Origin of the sequence: Paenibacillus sp. HWE-109 (assembly GCF_022163125.1) — a bacterium.
Lineage (GTDB): Bacteria > Bacillota > Bacilli > Paenibacillales > NBRC-103111 > Paenibacillus_E.
Genome location: NZ_CP091881.1, coordinates 7449998 through 7471506, shown reverse-complemented (window position 1 = coordinate 7471506; position 21509 = coordinate 7449998). Strand labels below are relative to the sequence as shown.

12 protein-coding genes are annotated in these 21509 nt (G+C 43.4%); all 12 read right to left on the bottom strand.

Going from position 1 to position 21509, the window contains the following annotated elements:
- Positions 1-148 precede the first annotated feature (148 nt).
- A complete protein-coding gene (locus tag LOZ80_RS32040; protein ID WP_238168361.1) occupies positions 149-6787 on the bottom strand; it encodes a hypothetical protein in 6639 nt (2212 codons plus the stop codon).
- A gap of 262 nt (positions 6788-7049) precedes the next feature.
- Positions 7050-7808 carry a ComFC family protein gene (locus LOZ80_RS32035; RefSeq protein ID WP_238168360.1) on the bottom strand — a complete coding sequence of 253 codons (759 nt, stop codon included), beginning with the start codon at positions 7806-7808 and terminating at the stop codon, positions 7050-7052.
- Entirely contained in the window at positions 7809-9692 is a 1884-nt protein-coding gene (locus tag LOZ80_RS32030; RefSeq protein ID WP_238168359.1) for an ATP-dependent helicase ComFA, read from the bottom strand.
- 42 nt (positions 9693-9734) lie between these two features.
- Positions 9735-10136 (bottom strand): hypothetical protein, encoded by a 402-nt coding sequence (locus LOZ80_RS32025; RefSeq protein ID WP_238168358.1) that lies wholly within the window; start codon positions 10134-10136, stop codon positions 9735-9737.
- A gap of 64 nt (positions 10137-10200) precedes the next feature.
- A complete protein-coding gene (locus LOZ80_RS32020; RefSeq protein WP_189016283.1) occupies positions 10201-10926 on the bottom strand; it encodes a response regulator in 726 nt (241 codons plus the stop codon).
- Positions 10904-12091: a sensor histidine kinase gene (locus LOZ80_RS32015; RefSeq protein WP_238168357.1), complete on the bottom strand. Its 1188-nt coding sequence runs from the start codon at positions 12089-12091 to the stop codon at positions 10904-10906. Before LOZ80_RS32015 ends, LOZ80_RS32020 begins: the two co-directional genes overlap by 23 nt.
- Before the next feature lie 95 nt (positions 12092-12186).
- Positions 12187-14790, bottom strand: a complete 2604-nt coding sequence (locus LOZ80_RS32010) for a stalk domain-containing protein (RefSeq protein ID WP_238168356.1) — start codon at positions 14788-14790, stop codon at positions 12187-12189.
- A 196-nt stretch (positions 14791-14986) separates the two neighbouring features.
- Entirely contained in the window at positions 14987-15244 is a 258-nt protein-coding gene (locus tag LOZ80_RS32005) for a hypothetical protein (RefSeq protein WP_238168355.1), read from the bottom strand.
- Positions 15245-15428: 184 nt separating this feature from the next.
- Positions 15429-16634 carry a methionine adenosyltransferase gene (gene metK / locus LOZ80_RS32000; RefSeq protein ID WP_238168354.1) on the bottom strand — a complete coding sequence of 402 codons (1206 nt, stop codon included), beginning with the start codon at positions 16632-16634 and terminating at the stop codon, positions 15429-15431.
- Between the two features lie 330 nt (positions 16635-16964).
- Positions 16965-17234 (bottom strand): alpha/beta-type small acid-soluble spore protein, encoded by a 270-nt coding sequence (locus LOZ80_RS31995; protein WP_079415167.1) that lies wholly within the window; start codon positions 17232-17234, stop codon positions 16965-16967.
- A gap of 162 nt (positions 17235-17396) precedes the next feature.
- Positions 17397-17921 (bottom strand): hypothetical protein, encoded by a 525-nt coding sequence (locus tag LOZ80_RS31990; RefSeq protein ID WP_238168353.1) that lies wholly within the window; start codon positions 17919-17921, stop codon positions 17397-17399.
- Between the two features lie 75 nt (positions 17922-17996).
- On the bottom strand, positions 17997-21215 hold the full coding sequence (locus tag LOZ80_RS31985) for an S-layer homology domain-containing protein (RefSeq protein ID WP_238168352.1): 3219 nt from the start codon (positions 21213-21215) through the stop codon (positions 17997-17999).
- Positions 21216-21509 lie beyond the last annotated feature (294 nt).

Below are 21509 nucleotides of genomic sequence, written 5' to 3'. Positions count from 1 at the left end.
AGCTTTTTATTCCCTGAAACAAGTAACATCTCTGGATACACAAGCTTGGTTGGTTAAAAAAGAGCCTCAGATCGGAATATCCGAACTAAGGCCTTTTGGGTAATTTGATTATAAGTGCAATTGCAACTCTCTAATATTAATTAATTAATTATTCAGCAGCATAATCAACTTCAACAGTATCACTTTCTAATTTCCCTACTTCTGCATTTGTAACATACACTTTACCTGCCGAGAAACCTAAGTTTGAAACATTCAATGTAACATCTGTTTTACCAGCTAACACAGTTGCTACTCCAATTTGTGTTCCAGCTAATGCTTTAGTATACACTTTGACTACAGTGCCTGTTGTTAGACCAGTAACAGTTACAGAGTCTGCATTACCTACTTTATTCAACACTGTTATTTTACTTGCATCTAGGGTTGCCGTTTTCGCTTCTGCGTCGAAAGCTTTCTCTACTTTCGTAGACTCCAGTTTCCCTGTCGAAGTTACGGTTACTTCGATGTCGCCCGCTACTGCTCCCAGTTGCGGAATACTTACAATGGCTTCTGTCTTCCCTGTTGCTACCGCTGTCGATGTCGCCAGAACGGTTGCTTCGCCTTTTTTGTACACTTTCACGATATCGCCAGCAGCTAGACCTGTTACTTTTACGCTATCTGGAATTACTGCATTATTAACAATCGTGATGCTTGCCGCATCTGGAGCCGTTGATACTGCTTCCGCTGTGTAGCTAACTTCCAGCCCTGCGCTTTCGGTTTTACCTGCGACCGTTGCAGTAACATAGACTTTACCAGACGTTGCGCCCAGTTGTGGGATGCTGACGGATGCCGTTGTTGCGCCTGCCGCTACGGTTGCCGTTCCAATTTGCTTTTTCGTCGTATCCGACAATGCTTTGTCGTACACTTTAACGATGGTGCCCGCTGTTAATCCCGTGAAGGCAACCGTATCTGCTTTCCCGACGTTATTTGTTACGGTTACGTTCGCTTCTACTACGGTATCGGCTTGTCCTTCTGCTTCAAAAGCTTTCTCCACTTTCGTGGATTCCAGTTTACCTGTGGAAGTTACCGTTACTTCAATGTCGCCAGCTGCTGTTCCCAGTTGTGGAACACTTACGATGGCTTCCGTTTTCCCTGTTGCTACCGCTGTCGATGTCGCCAGCACGGTTGCTACGCCTTTTTTGTACACTTTCACGATATCGCCAACAGCCAGACCTGTTACTTTTACGCTATCTGCAATAACCGCATTATTGACGATTGTGATGTTAGCCGCATCTGGAGCTGTGGAGACCGATTCCGCTGTGTAGCTAACTTCCAGCCCTTCGCTTTCGGTTTTACCTGCTACGGTTGCAGTAACATACACTTTGCCAGACGTTGCGCCCAGTTGTGTGATGCTGACGGATGCCGTTGTTGCGCCTGCCGCTACGGTTGCCGTTCCAATTTGTTTTTTCGTCGTATCTGATAGGGCTTTGTCATACACTTTGACGATGGTGCCCGCTGTTAATCCCGTGAAAGCAACCGTATCTGCTTTTCCAACGTTGTTGGTTGCTGTTACGTTCGCTTCCACCAAAGCATCGGATTGACCTTCTGCATCGAAAGCTTTCTCCACTTTCGTGGATTCCAGTTTACCTGTGGAAGTTACCGTTACTTCGATATCGCCCGCTGCTGTTCCCAGTTGTGGTACGCTTACGATGGCTTCTGTCTTCCCTGTTGCTACCGCTGTCGATGTCGCCAGCACAGTTGCTACGCCTTTTTTGTACACTTTCACGATATCGCCAACAGCTAGACCTGTTACTTTTACGCTATCTGCAACAACCGCATTATTAACGATTGTGATGTTAGCCGCATCTGGAGCTGTGGAGACCGATTCCGCTGTGTAGCTAACTTCCAGCCCTTCGCTTTCGGTTTTACCTGCGACCGTTGCAGTAACATAGACTTTACCAGACGTTGCGCCCAGTTGTGTGATGCTGACGGATGCCGTTGTTGCGCCTGCCGCTACGGTTGCCGTTCCAATTTGTTTTTTCGTCGTATCTGACAGAGCTTTGTCATACACTTTGACGATGGTACCTGCAGTTAATCCCTTGAAGTCTACCGTATCTGGTTTCCCGACGTTATTGGTTGCCGTTACGTTCGCTTCCACCAAAGCATCGGATTGACCTTCTGCATCGAAAGCTTTCTCCACTTTCGTGGATTCCAGTTTCCCTGTGGAAGTTACCGTTACTTCAATGTCTCCAGCTGCTGTTCCCAGTTGTGGTACGCTTACGATGGCTTCCGTTTTCCCTGTTGCTACCGTCGATGTCGCCAGCACAGTTGCTACGCCTTTTTTGTACACTTTCACGATATCGCCAACAGCTAGACCTGTTACTTTTACGCTATCTGCAACAACCGCATTATTAACGATTGTGATGTTAGCCGCATCTGGAGCTGTGGAGACCGATTCCGCTGTGTAGCTAACTTCCAGCCCTTCGCTTTCGGTTTTACCTGCGACCGTTGCAGTAACATACACTTTACCAGACGTTGCGCCCAGTTGTGTGATGCTGACGGATGCCGTTGTTGCGTTTGCCGCTACGGTTACCGTTCCAATTTGTTTTTTCGTCGTATCTGAAAGGGCTTTGTCATACACTTTGACGATGGTACCTGCAGTTAATCCCTTGAAGTCTACCGTATCTGGTTTCCCGACGTTATTGGTTGCCGTTACGTTCGCTTCCACTAGAGCATCCGTTTGACCTTCTGCGTCGAAAGCTTTCTCCACTTTCGTGGACTCCAGTTTCCCTGTGGAAGTTACCGTTACTTCAATGTCGCCAGCTGCTGTTCCCAGTTGTGATACGCTTACGATGGCTTCTGTTTTCCCTGTTGCTACCGTCGCTGTCGACAGGACAGTTGCTACGCCTTTTTTGTACACTTTCACGATATCGCCAACAGCCAGACCTGTTACTTTTACGCTATCTGCAACAACCGCATTATTAACGATTGTGATGTTAGCCGCATCTGGAGCTGTGGAAACCGATTCCGCTGTGTAGCTAACTTCCAGCCCTTCGCTTTCGGTTTTACCTGCGACGGTTGCAGTAACATACACTTTGCCAGACGTTGCGCCCAATTGTGCAATGCTGGCGGATGCCGTTGTTGCGTTTGCCGCTACGGTTGCCGTTCCAATTTGTTTTTTCGTCGTATCTGAAAGAGCTTTGTCATACACTTTGACGATGGTGCCTGCTGTTAACCCCGTAAAATCTACCGTATCTGCTTTTCCAACGTTGTTGGTGGCCGTTACGTTCGCTTCCACTAGAGCATCCGTTTGACCTTCTGCGTCGAAAGCTTTCTCCACTTTCGTGGATTCCAGTTTCCCTGTGGAAGTTACCGTTACTTCAATGTCGCCAGCTGCTGTTCCCAGTTGTGGTACGCTTACGATGGCTTCTGTTTTCCCTGTTGCTACCGTCGCTGTCGACAGGACAGTTGCTACGCCTTTTTTGTACACTTTCACGATATCGCCAACAGCTAGACCTGTTACTTTTACGCTATCTGCAACAACCGCATTATTAACGATCGTGATGTTAGCCGCATCTGGAGCTGTGGAGACCGATTCCGCTGTGTAGCTAACTTCCAGCCCTTCGCTTTCGGTTTTACCTGCGACGGTTGCAGTAACATACACTTTGCCAGACGTTGCGCCCAATTGTGCAATGCTGGCGGATGCCGTTGTTGCGTTTGCCGCTACGGTTGCCGTTCCAATTTGTTTTTTCGTCGTATCTGATAGGGCTTTGTCATACACTTTGACGATGGTGCCTGCTGTTAACCCCGTAAAATCTACCGTATCTGCTTTTCCAACGTTGTTGGTGGCCTTTACGTTCGCTTCCACTAGAGCATCCGTTTGACCTTCTGCGTCGAAAGCTTTCTCCACTTTCGTGGACTCCAGTTTCCCTGTGGAAGTTACCGTTACTTCGATATCGCCAGCTGCTGTTCCCAGTTGTGATACGCTTACGATGGCTTCTGTTTTCCCTGTTGCTACCGTCGCTGTCGACAGGACAGTTGCTACGCCTTTTTTGTACACTTTCACGATATCGCCAACAGCTAGACCTGTTACTTTTACGCTATCTGCAACAACCGCATTATTAACGATTGTGATGTTAGCCGCATCTGGAGCTGTAGAGACCGATTCCGCTGTGTAGCTAACTTCCAGCCCTTCGCTTTCGGTTTTACCTGCGACGGTTGCAGTAACATACACTTTGCCAGACGTTGCGCCCAATTGTGCAATGCTGACGGATGCCGTTGTTGCACCTGCCGCTACGGTTGCCGTTCCAATTTGTTTTTTCGTCGTATCTGAAAGAGCTTTGTCATACACTTTGACGATGGTACCTGCAGTTAATCCCGTGAAGTCTACCGTATCTGCTTTTCCAACGTTATTCGTTGCCGTTACGTTCGCTTCCACTAGAGCATCCGTTTGACCTTCTGCGTCGAAAGCTTTCTCCACTTTCGTGGACTCCAGTTTCCCTGTGGAAGTTACCGTTACTTCGATATCGCCAGCTGCTGTTCCCAGTTGTGGAACGCTTACGATGGCTTCTGTTTTCCCTGTTGCTACCGTCGCTGTCGACAGGACAGTTGCTACGCCTTTTTTGTACACTTTCACGATATCGCCAACAGCTAGACCTGTTACTTTTACGCTATCTGCAACAACCGCATTATTAACGATTGTGATGTTAGCCGCATCTGGAGCTGTGGAGACCGATTCCGCTGTGTAGCTAACTTCCAGCCCTTCGCTTTCGGTTTTACCTGCGACGGTTGCAGTAACATACACTTTGCCAGACGTTGCGCCCAGTTGTGTGATGCTGGCGGATGCCGTTGTTGCGTTTGCCGCTACGGTTGCCGTTCCAATTTGTTTTTTCGTCGTATCTGATAGGGCTTTGTCATACACTTTGACGATGGTGCCTGCTGTTAACCCCGTAAAATCTACCGTATCTGCTTTTCCAACGTTGTTGGTGGCCGTTACGTTCGCTTCCACTAGAGCATCCGTTTGACCTTCTGCGTCGAAAGCTTTCTCCACTTTTGTGGATTCCAGTTTACCTGTCGAAGTTACCGTTACTTCAATGTCGCCAGCTGCTGTTCCCAGTTGTGGAACGCTTACGATGGCTTCCGTTTTCCCTGTTGCTACCGCTGTCGATGTCGCCAGCACAGTTGCTACGCCTTTTTTGTACACTTTCACGATATCGCCAACAGCTAGACCTGTTACTTTTACGCTATCTGCAACAACCGCATTATTAACGATTGTGATGTTAGCCGCATCTGGAGCTGTGGAGACCGATTCCGCTGTGTAGCTAACTTCCAGCCCTTCGCTTTCGGTTTTACCTGCGACAGTTGCAGTAACATAGACTTTACCAGACGTTGCGCCCAGTTGTGTGATGCTGACGGATGCCGTTGTTGCGTTTGCCGCTACGGTTACCATTCCAATTTGTTTTTTCGTCGTATCTGATAGGGCTTTGTCATACACTTTGACGATGGTACCTGCAGTTAATCCCTTGAAGTCTACCGTATCTGATTTCCCGACGTTGTTGGTTGCCGTTACGTTCGCTTCCACTAGAGCATCCGTTTGACCTTCTGCGTCGAAAGCTTTCTCCACTTTCGTGGATTCCAGTTTACCTGTGGAAGTTACCGTTACTTCAATGTCGCCAGCTGCTGTTCCCAGTTGTGGTACGCTTACGATGGCTTCTGTTTTCCCTGTTGCTACCGCTGTCGATGTCGCCAGCACAGTTGCTACGCCTTTTTTGTACACTTTCACGATATCGCCAACAGCTAGACCTGTTACTTTTACGCTATCTGCAACGACCGCATTATTAACGATTGTGATGTTAGCCGCATCTGGAGCTGTGGATACTGCTTCTGCTGTATAACTAACTTCCAACGCATCGCTTTCTGTTTTGCCTGCTTCCGTTGCTGTTACAAAAACTGTACCTGATGCTGTTCCCAATTGTGCTATTGTAATAGAGGCCGTTGTTGCTCCTGCCGCTACCGTTGCTGTTCCTAATTGCTTTTTAGTTGTATCTGACAACGGCTTATCATATATTTTAATAATAGTTCCGGCAGTCAAACCTGTGAAAGCTACAGTATCTGCTTTTCCTACATTGTTCGTTGCTGCAGCGCTTGTTTCATCCAAAGCGTTCGTTTTACTTTCAGCATCATAAGCTTTTTCTACTTTTGTAGACTCCAATTTACCTGTCGAAGTAATAGTTACTTCGATGTCACCCGCTGCTGTCCCCAATTGCGGAACGCTTACGATGGCTTCCGTTTTCCCTGTTGCTACTGTTGATGTTCCCAGCACGGTTGCTGCGCCTTTTTTGTACACTTTCACGATATCGCCAACAGCTAGACCTGTTACTTTTACGCTGTCAGTAAGTCCTGCATTATTCGTAATCGTAATATTGTCTGCTACTGGTGCATCGGATGCGGCTTCAGCAGAAAAGGATGTTTCAGTTGCTGCCGTTTCCAAAACTACGGATATGTATACCTTCCCAGATGCGGCACCTAGGTTGGCAATACTTACTAATGCCTCCGTGGAACCTTTTGCAACAGTACCAGAGCCTAGTAAAACTCCACCGGTAGCTTTGTCATATACCTTAACAATTGCCCCCTCTACTAATCCTCCAACTTTTACTATATCGGGCTTACCAACATTATTAGTAATAATAACGTTATCTGTATTCCAACTCACAGCTACTTCTGCTGCATTTGCAGTAGCAATTGGTATAAGAGCAACTGCTGAACCTAGTAATATTGTTGCTAGTAGTTTCTTGCTTCCCTTTTGTACCATTGAGCAGTCTCCTTTTAAAATCTTTAGTTGAAATACACTCATTAAACCTTTTGATTATCACAATCCTATCAATTATCTAGTAAATAAGGACTGCTTAATACATGTACTACTATATCTATCGGCCTACTATATAAAAAAAATTAGCGTTTTTATGAGTTTTTTCGAAAAATCGACATCAATATTCAACATTTTTTTTTGTGGATTTTTCTATGAGAATTTGTTATAACTGCTCAATCTTCAAACTTCTTTCCACCTATAATTCTCACCGCGCCCATGTTAGTCCAACTACCTCAGCGGAGAAATTATCTCTCAGCACACTGGCACACTGGTTCATTGTACTTCCTGTTGTATATACGTCATCCACAAGGTAAATAATCCCCGATGTTTCCACCAATCCCTCATGAGTTATATACGATAAATCCAATTCAAACACATGTTCCAAATCTTCCAATCGCTCATTCCTCTTCTTAAAACTTTGTTTATCGGTATGCTTGGAACGAGTAAGAAGGGGTACAACGATCAATCCAACTCGTCTTCCTAATTCAAAAGCCATTTGTTCCGCTTGATTAAAACCCCGTTCCAGCATTCTTCTATCGCTCACGGGTACGAAGGTGATAATTGATTGCGCTCTACTGGAGTTACTAGCTTCCTTCTGCTCATCAATTTTCACTAAATGATACGCATGAACAAGCATGTTACCTATTACTGACTCAAGACGTTCATCCCCACGATATTTATATCTCGCTAGCAACCCTTTCATGCTATTATCATATTTTACAGCGCTGCGATTTTTTGTGAAATAGGTCAGCTGTCTCCTCTGACAATCCCAACATTTTTCGCCTCGTCCACAAATAGGACATTGCACTTTTAGAATCCAGGGAATCCGATCAAAACACGACTTGCAAAGACCAAGTTGTTTCAATTGAATTACACTTGCTTGCTTACAAAGAGGGCAGTCCTCTTTTTCGACGTTAAATAATGAAGCCAACGTTCCAAAAAAATTTTTCATCCGTCTCATCATTCATCCCCCAACTAAATAACCTTGCTTGCTCGCAATGCGATTCATATGCCGAATTTGTCGAATTGCCTCCTTTTGTGCTTGCGTCATTTCTTTTGCTGCAAAATAGACCATCCCGGCGGGATCGTCCTTCGACCTTCCCGCGCGTCCTGCCATCTGAACGAGTGCTGCTTCATCGAACAGCCTTGAATCTGCATCTAGAATGAACACATCAGACTTAGGTACAGTAACACCCCGCTCTAAAATCGTCGTAGTCACAAGCAATCGAATCTCTCTGTTTCTAAATCTTTGCACTTTGTCGCTTCGAGAGGGATCTTTGGACGAAGTCCCCTCTATGCATATGGAGGTAGTACTTTTCCATAAGCTTCTTAATAGTTCGACTACTGGCTCTACCAATTGAATGTTAGGCACAAAAATAAATACTTGTGCTCCTCGATCAATAGAGACCTCTATTTTATTAGACAATGTCTTCGGTATGGACTGTGTTTGTTGTGATTTTCTCAAACTGGGTACAGAAATTAGCTGAGGTACTGGCAGGGGGTGCCTGTGGTAACGAACAGGCACTCGAACATGCGGCAGCTGCCCGCGCTCAGCAGCTTGTCTGATAGCTTTCGGGGGTGTAGCCGAAAGTAGAATGTTGATGCCACTAGGCTTACAGACTTTAGACGCGGCATAGGCTAGCATGGGATTGTTGTGATACGGAAACGCATCAATCTCATCAATAACAACCAGATCAAAGGCCTCGTGAAAACGCAGCAGTTGGTGCGTTGTCGCGATCGTGATCTGGCCCTGCTCCCATCGCTGCTCGCTTCCTCCATACAGCGTAACAACGCTGTAGCCCGTGAAAGCTTGCGTGATACGCGGCTGAAGCTCCAACACCACGTCCTTGCGTGGTGTTGCGATAAGAACTCGTCCACCTTTGGCCACCGTATAGTGGATAAAGGGAAAAATCATCTCTGTTTTCCCAGCGCCAGTAACTGCCCAGATCAAAAACTTACGCGGAGCTAATGGTTTAGTATCCACAAAGCCCCTCGCTCCTCGTTCTTGTACCTTTGCTCCTGCTCCGCTAATATATTGCAAACCCTCCAGCGATGCTCTCGCTTGTGGTCTGCTTAGCCCCCAGGGCTCTATATAGGCACAGAGATCCTCCGAAACAACAACTCTCGTTTCTATAGATGATCTCCCACTAACGAGTAAAGAACAAAACCGAACACGCCCCATCGCAAGGCACTCCTCGCAATAAGGACATTCTTGTCCGCAATGGATGCAGCTCGACCAGAACATCCGCTCATTCCCACTCCCACAACGATTGCATCTATAAATAACCCCCTTCTTAAACCATTGACGCCATTCTCGGGAGTCGACAATCTTCAAACCAGCTCCCCATTCCAGATCGCCGTTAAGATGCGCTAACTGTAAATAAGACAACCACACGTCTTCTACCTCACAATTAACCCCAATACCCTCTAATACCTGACAGATTTCTTCCACGAGTAACGATCTACCGCTGCATGCTTCAACAATACTGTTATATACGCCCGCCTCCAGCATTAACATTGGCCTCGCATGTTTCCAGGATTCATAACTAATTATAGACATATCGAGTGTCTTACTCAGCGTTATACCCGACTCATACGCATGAGTACGAAGCCTTTTCAACATATTTTCTGCTTTCACTTCAACATTCTCTACTGCAAATAATTTTTCTTTTCTAAGGCTCTGCAGCAACCGCACACCCTGCCCTAACGAAATAAAAGGTTCGAACAATACGAGGCCGGCGTCGGCTGCGTAATGCTCGAACCAATAGTGGATGTCCGTCTTCGTGTGAATGGATAACTGCCACTTCCACGTTGTCCCTAAACAAACTGCGTAAAGTTGAACCTTCATTGCTCACCTTACTCTCTTTTTCAACTAAGTACTTGTAACCGATTACTGCAAACCAACTGGAAACTTAACGAGATCCTCACGATTGCTTAGATGTACCACAATCAAAGCTTCTTGCTCATTTCTGCTTAAGTAGTCATCTACAGAACTACTATCCGTCCCTTGGTTTAGATTTAACGAATGTGTGTAGGACAGTCGCTCAATGATTTTTCTCGTATCGTCGGACGACCCTTCATCGAAAATCGTCGCCGTCACTTCATTTCCTTTGACTCGCGAGAAGAAAAACAAAGAGCGAATATACCATTCAATCTGATTCTGATTATTTTTGGTAACAAGTAAAATTTTTGTCGGCTTCTTGCCTTTGCCCTTGCGGTTTCCGATCAATAGGTGGAGCACAGCGATGCTGATTCCGTAACATCCCAAGATCCAAAGTAATCCAATCCACATAGCGGATCCCTCCCTTATTTGCAATGTATGCGAAATAAGGAATAGGGGTTCCAACAAGAGAGGTCTACAGAGTTACCCAACCATTTTTGATCGCGATAATAACAGCTTGTGTCCGGTCATCTACTTCCATTTTCTGAAGAATGCTGCTGACGTGGTTTTTAACCGTTTTCTCGCTGATAAATAGGAATTCTCCAATCAGTTTGTTACTTTTCCCCTCGGCCATAAGTCGAAGCACTTCTGCTTCCCGTTTGGTTAGTGGACTATTTGCATTATGTATGTATTTTAAAGCTGAATCTTTCACACCTTGTCCATTTCCTACTACCCCTACATCATCCAAATAGGTCATCCGTCTGAGCTGATTGATCAACTTACCCGTAACCTTAGGGTGAATATAGGCATGACCCGCGACAACAGAACGAATCGCATTAATGAGCGACTCTGCCTCCATGTCTTTGAGCAAGTAGCCTGATGCTCCTTTGCGGAGAGTTTCAAATACATAGCTCTCATCATCGTGAATGGAAAGAATAATAACTTTGATATCTGGAAAAATCAGCTTCAATCGCTCCGTCGCAACAACACCGTTCTCCAGAGGCATGTTGATATCCATCAGCACAATATCAGGGGTAATTTGATTGCAAAGCTCGATAACCTGGATCCCGTCACCACATTCACCGATGACTTCCATATCATCTTCCATATTAATAATCCGTTTAACACCTTCGCGAAACAATTGATGGTCGTCTGCAATGACGAGACGTACATTGCGTTTATGACTCGCCGTGTTGTCCATTCTGATTTTCCTCCTTGTTCTCTGCACCGCCGCCAATAGGGATTAGCATCGTAATTTTGGTCCCTGAATCCTTCTCGGACTCAAGAACCATTGAGCCTTCCAATAACTCAACACGCTCGCGCATGCCCAGCAATCCGAAATTATTCCCTTTGGCTATTCTCTGCTCTGTCTGTGGCACATCAAATCCGATCCCATTATCTACCACGTAGATTTGCACTTGATCAGGTTCCAAGGTGAGCTCAACAGATAAGAAAGTAGCTTTCGCATGTTTGATTACATTAGATAAAGCTTCTTGTACCAGTCGGAAAATAGCAATTTCAAGCCCAGATGGAATGCGAGTCTGCTTGCCTACGAGATTAAACTGTGTACGGATACGATACTTCTCTTCAAAATCCTGCACATACTTACGCAAAGTCGGTACGATACCCAAATCATCCAGCGCCATTGGGCGGAGGTTGAAGATGATCTTGCGAACCTCTTCAAGCCCCCCTCTGACTTGACCTTTTAAATCTACTAATTCTTCCTTGACCGCGGGAATGTCGTCTTTGACAAGCATACGCTGAGCAATTTCAGTACGAAGTACAACATTAGCTAACGTTTGAGCCATCCCATCGTGTATTTCACGTGCGATACGCTTTCGTTCTTCCTCTTGCGCCAAAATAATTTTCAAACCTAGTAGCTGCCTGTTCTTAGCAGATTCCAATATACGAGTCACCTGATTAAGATCACCCGATAAGTACTCTAGAACGACATTCATCTGTGAAACGATCGTTTCGGCTCGCTCCACCTGCTTGTCCACATTCTTAGTCCGCATCTGTAGATCATTGCGTCTAGTCTTCAGGTTATTTTCTTTTTCCCTAGCTATTGTAAGCTGTAATTGAAATGCAATAGCCGCTTCATAAGCAATCTTAATATCTTCCTCACGATATTTATTGAAGTCACGACTGACCTCGGTGAGTCGAATGCGAGACCGCTTGTAATCCTTCTCTAACTTATCGACCAGCTCAATCGTTACACTCGTCTCATATTTAATTTCCTCGAGTTCCCGAATAAGTGATTCCTTTTCGAAGCGAGAGGCTTCAGCGATTTCAAACATTTGATACTTGCTGCTCTCCATGACGTTAATTGCGTTTTTTATGACACGATCTATAGCGTCTGGCTGCAAATGAAACGAGCTCCTTTTAATAAACAAAATTAGAAATTAGTCTACCCATTATTGTACCATAGTTCTGACAATTTGAAGTGTACTTCTAGCACTATTTATTCCAATGTTATCCCATAATTTTTGGGTTCCCAGCCTACTTTAAAGCCTAATTTCTCAGAAATGAGGCGTAATGGGACCATTGTCACATTATTCATGATTTTAGGCGCTACTTCTGCTGTCACACGCTGCCCATTAACGATTAGGTCTGAATTATCAATCCACAGATCTATTAATTTATCCCCGCGAATGACCGTAACTTTACGTTCTTTTTCGTCCCACTTTACGTTGCCACCAAGCGCTTCTGTAACAAAGCGGAGGGGAATCAGTGTATTATCATTTACGATGGTAGGTGCTTGCTCTAATGTAAGAGGTTTATCATTCAATGTCACTTGCTTTTTATTTACAGTCAGCTTTACGGTATTTTTCGGCAATGATGTCAGTTGGCCCTTGTAAATAAATGAAATATCATCAATATTAATTTTCCCTTTTGAAGCTCTTTCATCCTGCCCATTGGCTGGATTGGCCACATAAACACTTTTGATTTTGAGCGGATATTTGAGATCCGACACGTCTGCTGTTAATTTGCGCCAGCCAGTCCAGTTCATATTCTCTGTAAAACTCACCAAATTCGTAATGCCGTTCGCGTCAACAACCTCTGCTCGTACCCAGTTAAAACTTCCATCACCAAGCACTCTCGCTGTAATAAATTCTGGTTCACCTTCAATAGGAGCACCGCTCGTTCCATTAAATCTTGCGTATGCCGCTTTCGTTCCTGTCCCTTTTGTGAAATCATAAGCTATCTCAAGATTCTTATTTCCGTTATCTTGGGCAATATTCACCGCAGAAACTACTTCCGCAGGGTATTTGTCCCCTGTAGTCATGACTGCATATTTATCCACATCGTACCACGACTTCTCTTGACCAATAGGCAATGTGACCATCGTGCTGTACCCATCATATCTGGCGATAACTTGAGCTGCCTGGGATCCAGACGCACTGTCTACATGGAGAACCCCATCTTTCAGTGACCCTTTAACACCACTAAGTTCCCATGTCGCAGAGGCCGCTGGTAAATCCCGAGTTGCTCCACTTCTTGTAGTCACACTGATAGGCAACTTGAAGTCTCCGCCCTCAGTTAGCGAAAAAGCCCCTGCATTGAAAGTCATCGCTGTAATTTGATCTCTACCCACGACCTCAACATCCATGGATGCTGATCCTTTCCCTGATTTTGCGGTAATTTGAGTTTTACCAGTCGTTGATGGTGTATAAACATTGTCTTTAAAAGATCCATTGGTTGTGGAGGTGCTCCACTGTGGAACAATCCCATCTATTGCAATTGGATTATAATAGTCATCATAAGCTTTGAATTGATAAGTGCTGGGTTCATTCATGAATAAAATGTTTTGGCCCTTTAAGATAAGTCCTTTCAAATCACCCTTTGGCGCTGTCGAATATACACCAACACCATTCACTACAGATCGTTGATTACCGTTCTCCGTTTTGTTTACAAGCTTAGGATCAAAGTCACCCAACGGTCTCGAAACCATCTGTGTAGATCCGCCTCCGTCCAAAACCATCCCTTTCCAAACCCCAGCGCCAATCATGAATTGCTGAAGCTCCGGAAGCGTCATCCCCGCACTGCCTGCACTCCTGTCAGACGTAATAATATAAGCTGTTTTCATGTCCTTCGAATAGCCTATTGCTGTACGAGAACGAGGACTGTACCCACTGAAATCGCCAATATTGCGCGTAAAATAACTAGGCTTCGCATCATCAACAAGTAATGTGCTTCCGCCTATTAGCATTTTGAAATTTTTCCAGTCATAGGTCTGAGAAGCATCATGCGGAATCATATCATATTTGGTCGTGATTTTATCTCCAACTTTGAGGTGATTAACGATAAACTCCCTGGCAAGTCCTGAACCTCTGAGAATATATCCATCTGCGGGAGCGATCATTTTTACATTGGTATCCACAGCAATTTCCTTAACGATATCATTCTGAATAAGTGCTTCTGTTGGAACATGCGTCCCATCCACTGCACGCTGCGTCATAGCCCAGGCACTTGTATAAAGAAAAAGCCCGTCTGCAATCATCGCGACATCATTATCATCCCAGTAATACGTTTTATTCACACCGCCAAGCTCAAATGAAGTACCATCCTTCGCCGTTACCTTGCCTTGAAAGTCAAAAATATCAATGATAGGCTGATTACTCTTCGTAATCGCAAAAGAATATAATCCAGATATCTTCGCTGGCGTCGCCATCACTTGCCCATTCGTAATTTGTGCACCTTCTGGCACACCTTCCGCCTGTGTATTAAAAAAGTCTCCATTCACACCAGCTACAGCCCCAGTATCCTTCACCATACCAAGCACACTCTGGTTTTTCGTGAATTGATTCTTCGTCCCTGCCATTGCGTCTATCTTAACGTTCGGATTCGTCAAGTCTACCTCTACCACATTGGCGTTAACCGAAACATCCTTATTGCTTCTCGTTGTTGTCCAAACGTAATTCTTCATTACAGCGCCTGATGTAATTATCTCTTGTGAACTTAGTGTTAATGTCGGCCCTGCCGCGTGCACCGAAGTTCCTGCTACCAACTGCCACACCAATGCGCAAGCCAGCGCACCTAACCCTACTTGCCTCTGTACCGTCATGTTGCTTTTCCACTCTCCTCTTTCAGTCTAAGTCTAGTATCTATCTTTTTAGCGATATCTATATAGACTCTAAAACTATGGAAAAAGTTACGATAGAAGAGAAGTTGTATTTATACGTCACAAAATAGTGAACATAAATAAAAAGAGAGCTCCTCCTATCCGGATTTGCTCTCTGCTTGAGATGCACTTATATATATTATTTAGTCCATTTCATCTTTGCTTCATGTTCTATAGACCGAGCTGACAAAAGTTCGATAATCGAGTGCTGTTGCTCTTGAATGAGTTCCATCCTTTTTACCGTTTTATTGGTTTCTAGAACTGCTTGCTTAATTTGAGATTGTTCCAATTCCAGCTTATCTAATCGAGAATCAATTCCGTTTAGTTTCTCTATCACCGGTGACAATTCAGCCTTAAGTAAAACAGATAGCGCTTCTTTCAAATCATTATCCAACATTCATCACCCCCGTCTATTGCTTCTCCGTAAGCCGATCTTCTGTTAGCCAAGTATAGCACATTTTTTTATACCAATACTGCTTTTGTTATTTTAGTATATTTTACCATATTTCAAACTAAAAATCAAACATATGTTCCTTTTATTGCACACAAAAAAGCCGCCCCTGAAGGACGGCTAATCTATTTTAAACCAAAGCTTGTGCTTTCAAAGTCTCAGCTTTGTCTGTACGCTCCCAAGGAACGTCCAGGTCATTGCGGCCAAAGTGACCGTAAGCAGCTGTTTGACGGTAGATTGGGCGACGCAGGTCAAGCTCTTTGATGATGCCTGCAGGACGAAGGTCAAAGTTTTTGTGGATAAGCTCAACGAGCTTCTCTTCGCTAACTGTGCTTGTTCCGAAAGTATCAACAGCAATGGAAACCGGACGAGCTACGCCAATTGCGTAAGCCAGTTGAACTTCACATTTTTCAGCAAGTCCAGCAGCTACGATATTTTTGGCAACATAACGAGCTGCGTATGCACCGGAACGGTCAACTTTTGTTGGATCCTTACCAGAGAAAGCACCGCCGCCGTGACGAGCATAACCGCCATACGTATCAACGATGATTTTACGGCCAGTCAAACCAGCATCCCCTTGCGGTCCGCCGATAACAAAACGACCAGTTGGGTTAATGAAGTAGTTTGTGTTCGCATCCAACAAGTGAGCTGGAACGATCGGGTTGATAACATGCTCTTTGATATCTTTTTGGATTTGCTCCAAAGTTACATCTTCACTATGCTGTGTAGAAACAACAATTGCATCAACACGAACAGGCTTATCATCTAAATACTCAACAGTTACTTGTGTTTTTCCATCAGGACGCAGGTATGGTAAAGTACCATTTTTGCGAACTTCTGTCAAACGACGAGCCAATTGGTGAGAAATGGAGATCGGAAGCGGCATAAGTTCAGGAGTTTCGTTAACCGCGAATCCGAACATCAGACCTTGGTCACCAGCGCCAATTGCTTCGATTTCCTCATCGGACATAGAACCTTCTCTTGCTTCAAGTGCTCTGTTCACACCTTGTGCAATGTCAGGGGATTGTTCATTCAATGAAACGAGAACCGCACATGTTTGGGAGTCAAAACCGTACTTCGCACGTGTGTACCCAATTTCTTTAATCGTTTGTCTAGCAATTGCTTGAATATCTACATATTCAGAACTTGATGTAATCTCACCGATTACCAAAACCAAACCAGTTGCTACAGATACCTCACATGCTACACGAGCATTCGGATCATTGGCAAGAAAAGCATCCAATACCGAGTCAGAAATTTGGTCACAAATCTTATCTGGATGACCTTCTGTTACGGATTCGGATGTAAATAAACGACGACCACGTACTTGCGCCATAATATTCATCCTCCTAATATCATTTAGTATGTTTGAAAAGCTTCTACTCGATGCCTCTATATGAAAAAAAAGTGGGCCCGGCTTTCTCGGCAGCTTTTCACGCCAAACGGAATCCCTCTTTTGCGCTCAAGCGCTGACAAGATTGTTGAATTCCGCACTAGTAAAACAAATAAAAAAGACCATAAATCATGTATAAAGACAACAAAAAAATGAACCTTTCCCGATTGGAAAAGGTTAAATTAAATATTGACCTTCAATTAGTTATCTTACTTTATTTGTCGTCTAGTGTCAATGCACGAAACATGAAGATATTATGAATAAAGCCCGTAGCTATAGCGAAAAAAGCACTTCTTCTGCACGTTGAATTAGTCTTTTCGTAATAGTCCCACCTACTGCACCAGCATCTCTGGAGGAGATGTGACCCCAGTAGTCTTCCTTAATCGAACTCGATGGTATAGCCCCAAGCTCTGTTGCAAACTCCGTATCGGCGTTCAACGACATTTGCTTACCTACAGGCAAACCTAATTCTGCAGCGATTTCATACTTTAGAACATCCAGTGCCTTCTTCGATTCAGGAACCACTTTATTGCCTCTAGCCATACTAAACGCCTCCTTAGAGTTTGTGTTATCCCAGACGTGATTTTTAGTGCTTTATTAAGGCTATGCTCTTAATGGGCACATCACTAGTATGGCTAAAATGCTGGGCACAAACCGCATAAGAAGTTGTCATAATGGGTAAAATTATGGAGTAGAGTTATATATCTATTGCGTGACTTTACTACCGTCGGCATTCAAAATTAGATAACTACCTCGGACCATAACATAAATGTCCGCTGTATTCTTAGGCGATGGCTTAATACCGCGACCCTCAGCTGGAAAAATCAAAAGATGATTCAGCGCGACTTCCGTCCCCGCTGGTAGATCCTTGCCTCCCGTTACATCCGGGATACCGTTGTCATCGTTGCTCACGGCGAGTACCCTGCCGGTTCGCACGATAAACTCAGCGCCAGCACCGGCGTAAAGTATTTGTCCATTTTGTAACTGGACAACCTTCATTGTCGCTGGCGCAGTGCCTCCTGCGCTCGGTTGGCTGCCACCATTGGTAGCTAGCGCCGCTGCGACAAGTTCTTTCACCTTTGCTTCGCTTAAGGTGTTCTGGTCGAAGTAGCTTTTGGTGATTACCGGATCGGTGGATGAGCCGGGGGTTGGGGCTTCGGCTTGAGTCGTATGCAAGGGAGCAAGTGTTAGCACAAATGCTAGCGCTACTATTTTATAATCTAACTTCATTTAAGGTGTCCCCCTTATTTCAAATATTCTTTTAGAAAAGAAAAAGACCCCGAAGGGTCTCTTTGCTTCAAAAAATTAGTTTCTAGTAACTAGTACTTGAACTGATTTTCCGTTAGGAGCAGTTGCTGTAATTGTGAACTCATCTACAGTAGATGCAATGCTATTGATTGCACCAGTGGATGAATTGATATCAACATTACCAGTACCTGTATTTACGGCAACTGTATAAAGAATACCTAACACTTTACTGTTATCAGCAATTTCTGCATTTTTGTACTCAATGCCGTATTGGTCTTTAACTTTAAGTTGGTTATCACTATCTTTTGTGAAGAATTGATAAGCAAATATTTGTGTTTGACCAGGGAGTAAGCTTACATTAGCCAATTTATTACTTGATTTTCCAGCAACGATTGAATCAGTCACGATTGAATCAGCTTTTACAGTAACTTCTTGTGACAAGTAGATAGTGTCACCTTTGTTAGTATAAACAGTTGCAGTTACAGTTGCTGTACCGGCTTTATTACCAACGATGAAACCATTTTGATTAACATGATCTGGATTGAAAGCAGCATCAACTTGCTCAATTGGAGCTGATTTGATAATAGTGGAATCAGAAGTACTTATACCACGAACATAGTTCAATGGAAGTTTAACTTTGTTTCCAGCAGCATCTTTAGCAACAATAGAAATCTTTTTATCAAATGGATTATTTGTTGCTCCAGGATCTAACTGACCAGTTCCATTATATACACTAGACAATTTGTCTTGTGCAGCGAACAAATTCCCAATAGTGTTAATCGAGTAAGTCAAGCTTACATCTGATTTAATTGCATCAAGCGTTTTAGTAGGAGCTGAAGCATAATCTGAGAATGCTCCACTGTTAATTTTCTTTTGGATTACAGCAGAAACAGTTACTTTGCCTTCTACATTTGATGTAGTAGTAATATCAAAGCCTTTTGCAAAATCATTAAGTTTATCATATGCAAATGTGTAAGTCGTTTCAAGTGGAGAAACAACATTTACTGTAGATACTCCAGCTACTTTTGGCGTAGCGTTTGTGGATGAGTTTTGATTTCTCACAGTAACTACCACTTGATAATTAAAGACTTGACCATTAGCACCAATGATATTGGCATTGAAATCAGCAGGATCAAAACTTTGATTGTTTTGGTCTTTTACAGCCCATTTGATCTCATCTTTTGCACCAAGCACTGCCTTAACAGAAGGTGCTGTTGAAACTTCAAGTTTATCTGGAGTACGCGCTTCACCAACTGGGATCTCAGTACGTACAAATGTATTAGTTTGAGATTGATTAATTTGTCCAGAAAGATAAACTTTATTTCCTTGAACAAGACTTCCATTAGCAAAAGTAAGTTTCAATTTACCTTTATCTGCACCTGTTCTTACAATAGCAGCACTACCACTAGAGTTGGTGAAGTTGAAACGACCATCTTTGTCGTTATCAGCAATATCCTGAGCACTAAGCTTATTTCCATTAGCATCGGCAATATCTAACGGCACAACTACGGACGAGTCATTAGCACCGATAAAGACAGCGCTAGTATCAAATCCAATTTTTGTAGCTACATTACCTGCGCCTACACTTACAGTTGCAGTTGTTGACGAAGATCCACCATAAATACTAACTGTATAATCAGCTGTTTTATCCAATTTCTTGTTCAATTTAACTTTGACACGAGCATCATCGTTTTCATCGAAATAATCCGTATAGTCACCATTATCCTTAACAATTACTAAATCTTTCTCCCAAGGAGTAATTTGAGGATTAATGTTATTTGCTGAAAGCTCAGAAGTTGTTGTACCATTCAAAGAATACGGTTTGAATTGATCTTTGATAATCGGATTTCCGTAGTTATCATACAATTTTATTCCAACAGAAGCAGTATCCCCTTCAGCAGAAAGTTTAGTACCGTTAGAGTACTTCACTTCAGTCACTTCAATTTTACTTAGAATCGGAACAGTACCTACTTTAAAGTTTTTAGAAATCGTTACTGAACTGTTAGTCAGATATACAGTAACTGGAACAAGTCCATTACCTTGTGAGATACCGTTATTACCAGTACCAATTAGATCAGATACGATTAAGAAAGTACCATCAGCCTGCTTTTTAAATGATTTCGGTGCTTGACCTGATACTAATGCAGTAAAACTAGAAGTTCCAAGAGCTGTTGCTTCCCCATATTGATTAGTTGCTTTTACTTTAAAAGCAGCATTTCTGCTGTATGCAATTGTATCACCAGCATTTACGAAATCGATTTTGCTTACTTGCTCATCAGTAGCTGTAAAAGTTGCGGAAGTTTTATCTACAGTAGCAGCATCCAAACCAGAAATAGTTGCAGTGTACTCACCTGCACCAATTCTAGTAGTTGTTGTTACAGTCACCGATTTTTTGTCAGTAGACCAAACTGGTGCATCTGCTTTCTCAGTTGAAAGTGTAAGTAGGGAACTACCTTTTTTCAAGTCAATTTTCACTTTTTCAGTGTCAACTGGTTTGTTGAATGTTACAGTTACTTTGTATACACCAGCTGCTTTAGCTTCTGTTACAGAGACCTTACCTGGGGATACGTATTGAGCTTTCGCTTCGTAAGCACCAGTCAAAAGCAAGTCGCGAGTAGCGTTGGATTGGCCACCGAATTTACCGTCAGCGCCAGCTGGAAGAAGTTTCAATTCAAGAGCAAGTGCTACATAGCCTTGTGCCCAATCTGTTACAGTTGCGTCAGTACCTGTTTTTGCTTTTGCATCAGCATCTTTACCTAGAACGCGAACCAAGAAAGTAGCAAGTTGTTCTTTTGTTACTTTACCAGCTGGGTTGTAAGTACCTACGCCATAACCATCAGTGATTCCAGCAGTTTTAAGAGCTTCGATGTAAGGAAGCGCGTAACCGTTAGCTGCATCATCGGATTTAACGTCGGAGAAGCTTGAAGTTTTCAAATCTTTGTTAACTTCGATACCTGTGATCAAAGCTGCAACTTTCGCGAATTGAGCACGGTTCATTTCTTCTTTCAGACCGAAAGTAGTTTCGCTAGTACCATCGAAGATACCTGCGCTGATTAGTGCATCAAATTTTGCTTTTGTAGCTGCGTCAAGATCTTTAAGATCTGTGAAATCAGCAGATGTTTTACCAAATGCTACGGAAGAAAACATGGATAATGCCATTGCTGTAGTGAGAATTACGGATAAACTTTTTTTCATAACCTTTTTTTCTCCTCCTTGAATATCTTTATTATTATTTTTTAGGTTGAATCTAACAATATTTGAGCTCGATTTACTCATTGTTTGGTTCACCCCCTTTCCAGAGTTAGAGCATAATATAACTAAGTTCGCGTGCAACTCTGTGGCTGCATTGGAAACTAGTAAACTTTAAGTAGGAAAATAGACACTCACACCAATTTACATTATACAATGGTCGAATAGCGTCGTAAAGAGTTATTTTCAGAAGATTATCCTTTATAGGATAAACATTACTGTCATTTGGTTTCAAAGTATTAAACGCATAGTTTCTAAAAAAGTTGCGATTTCCGGAAAAATAATTTGAAATATCTTTAAGAATACAAAAAAGGACCCGTT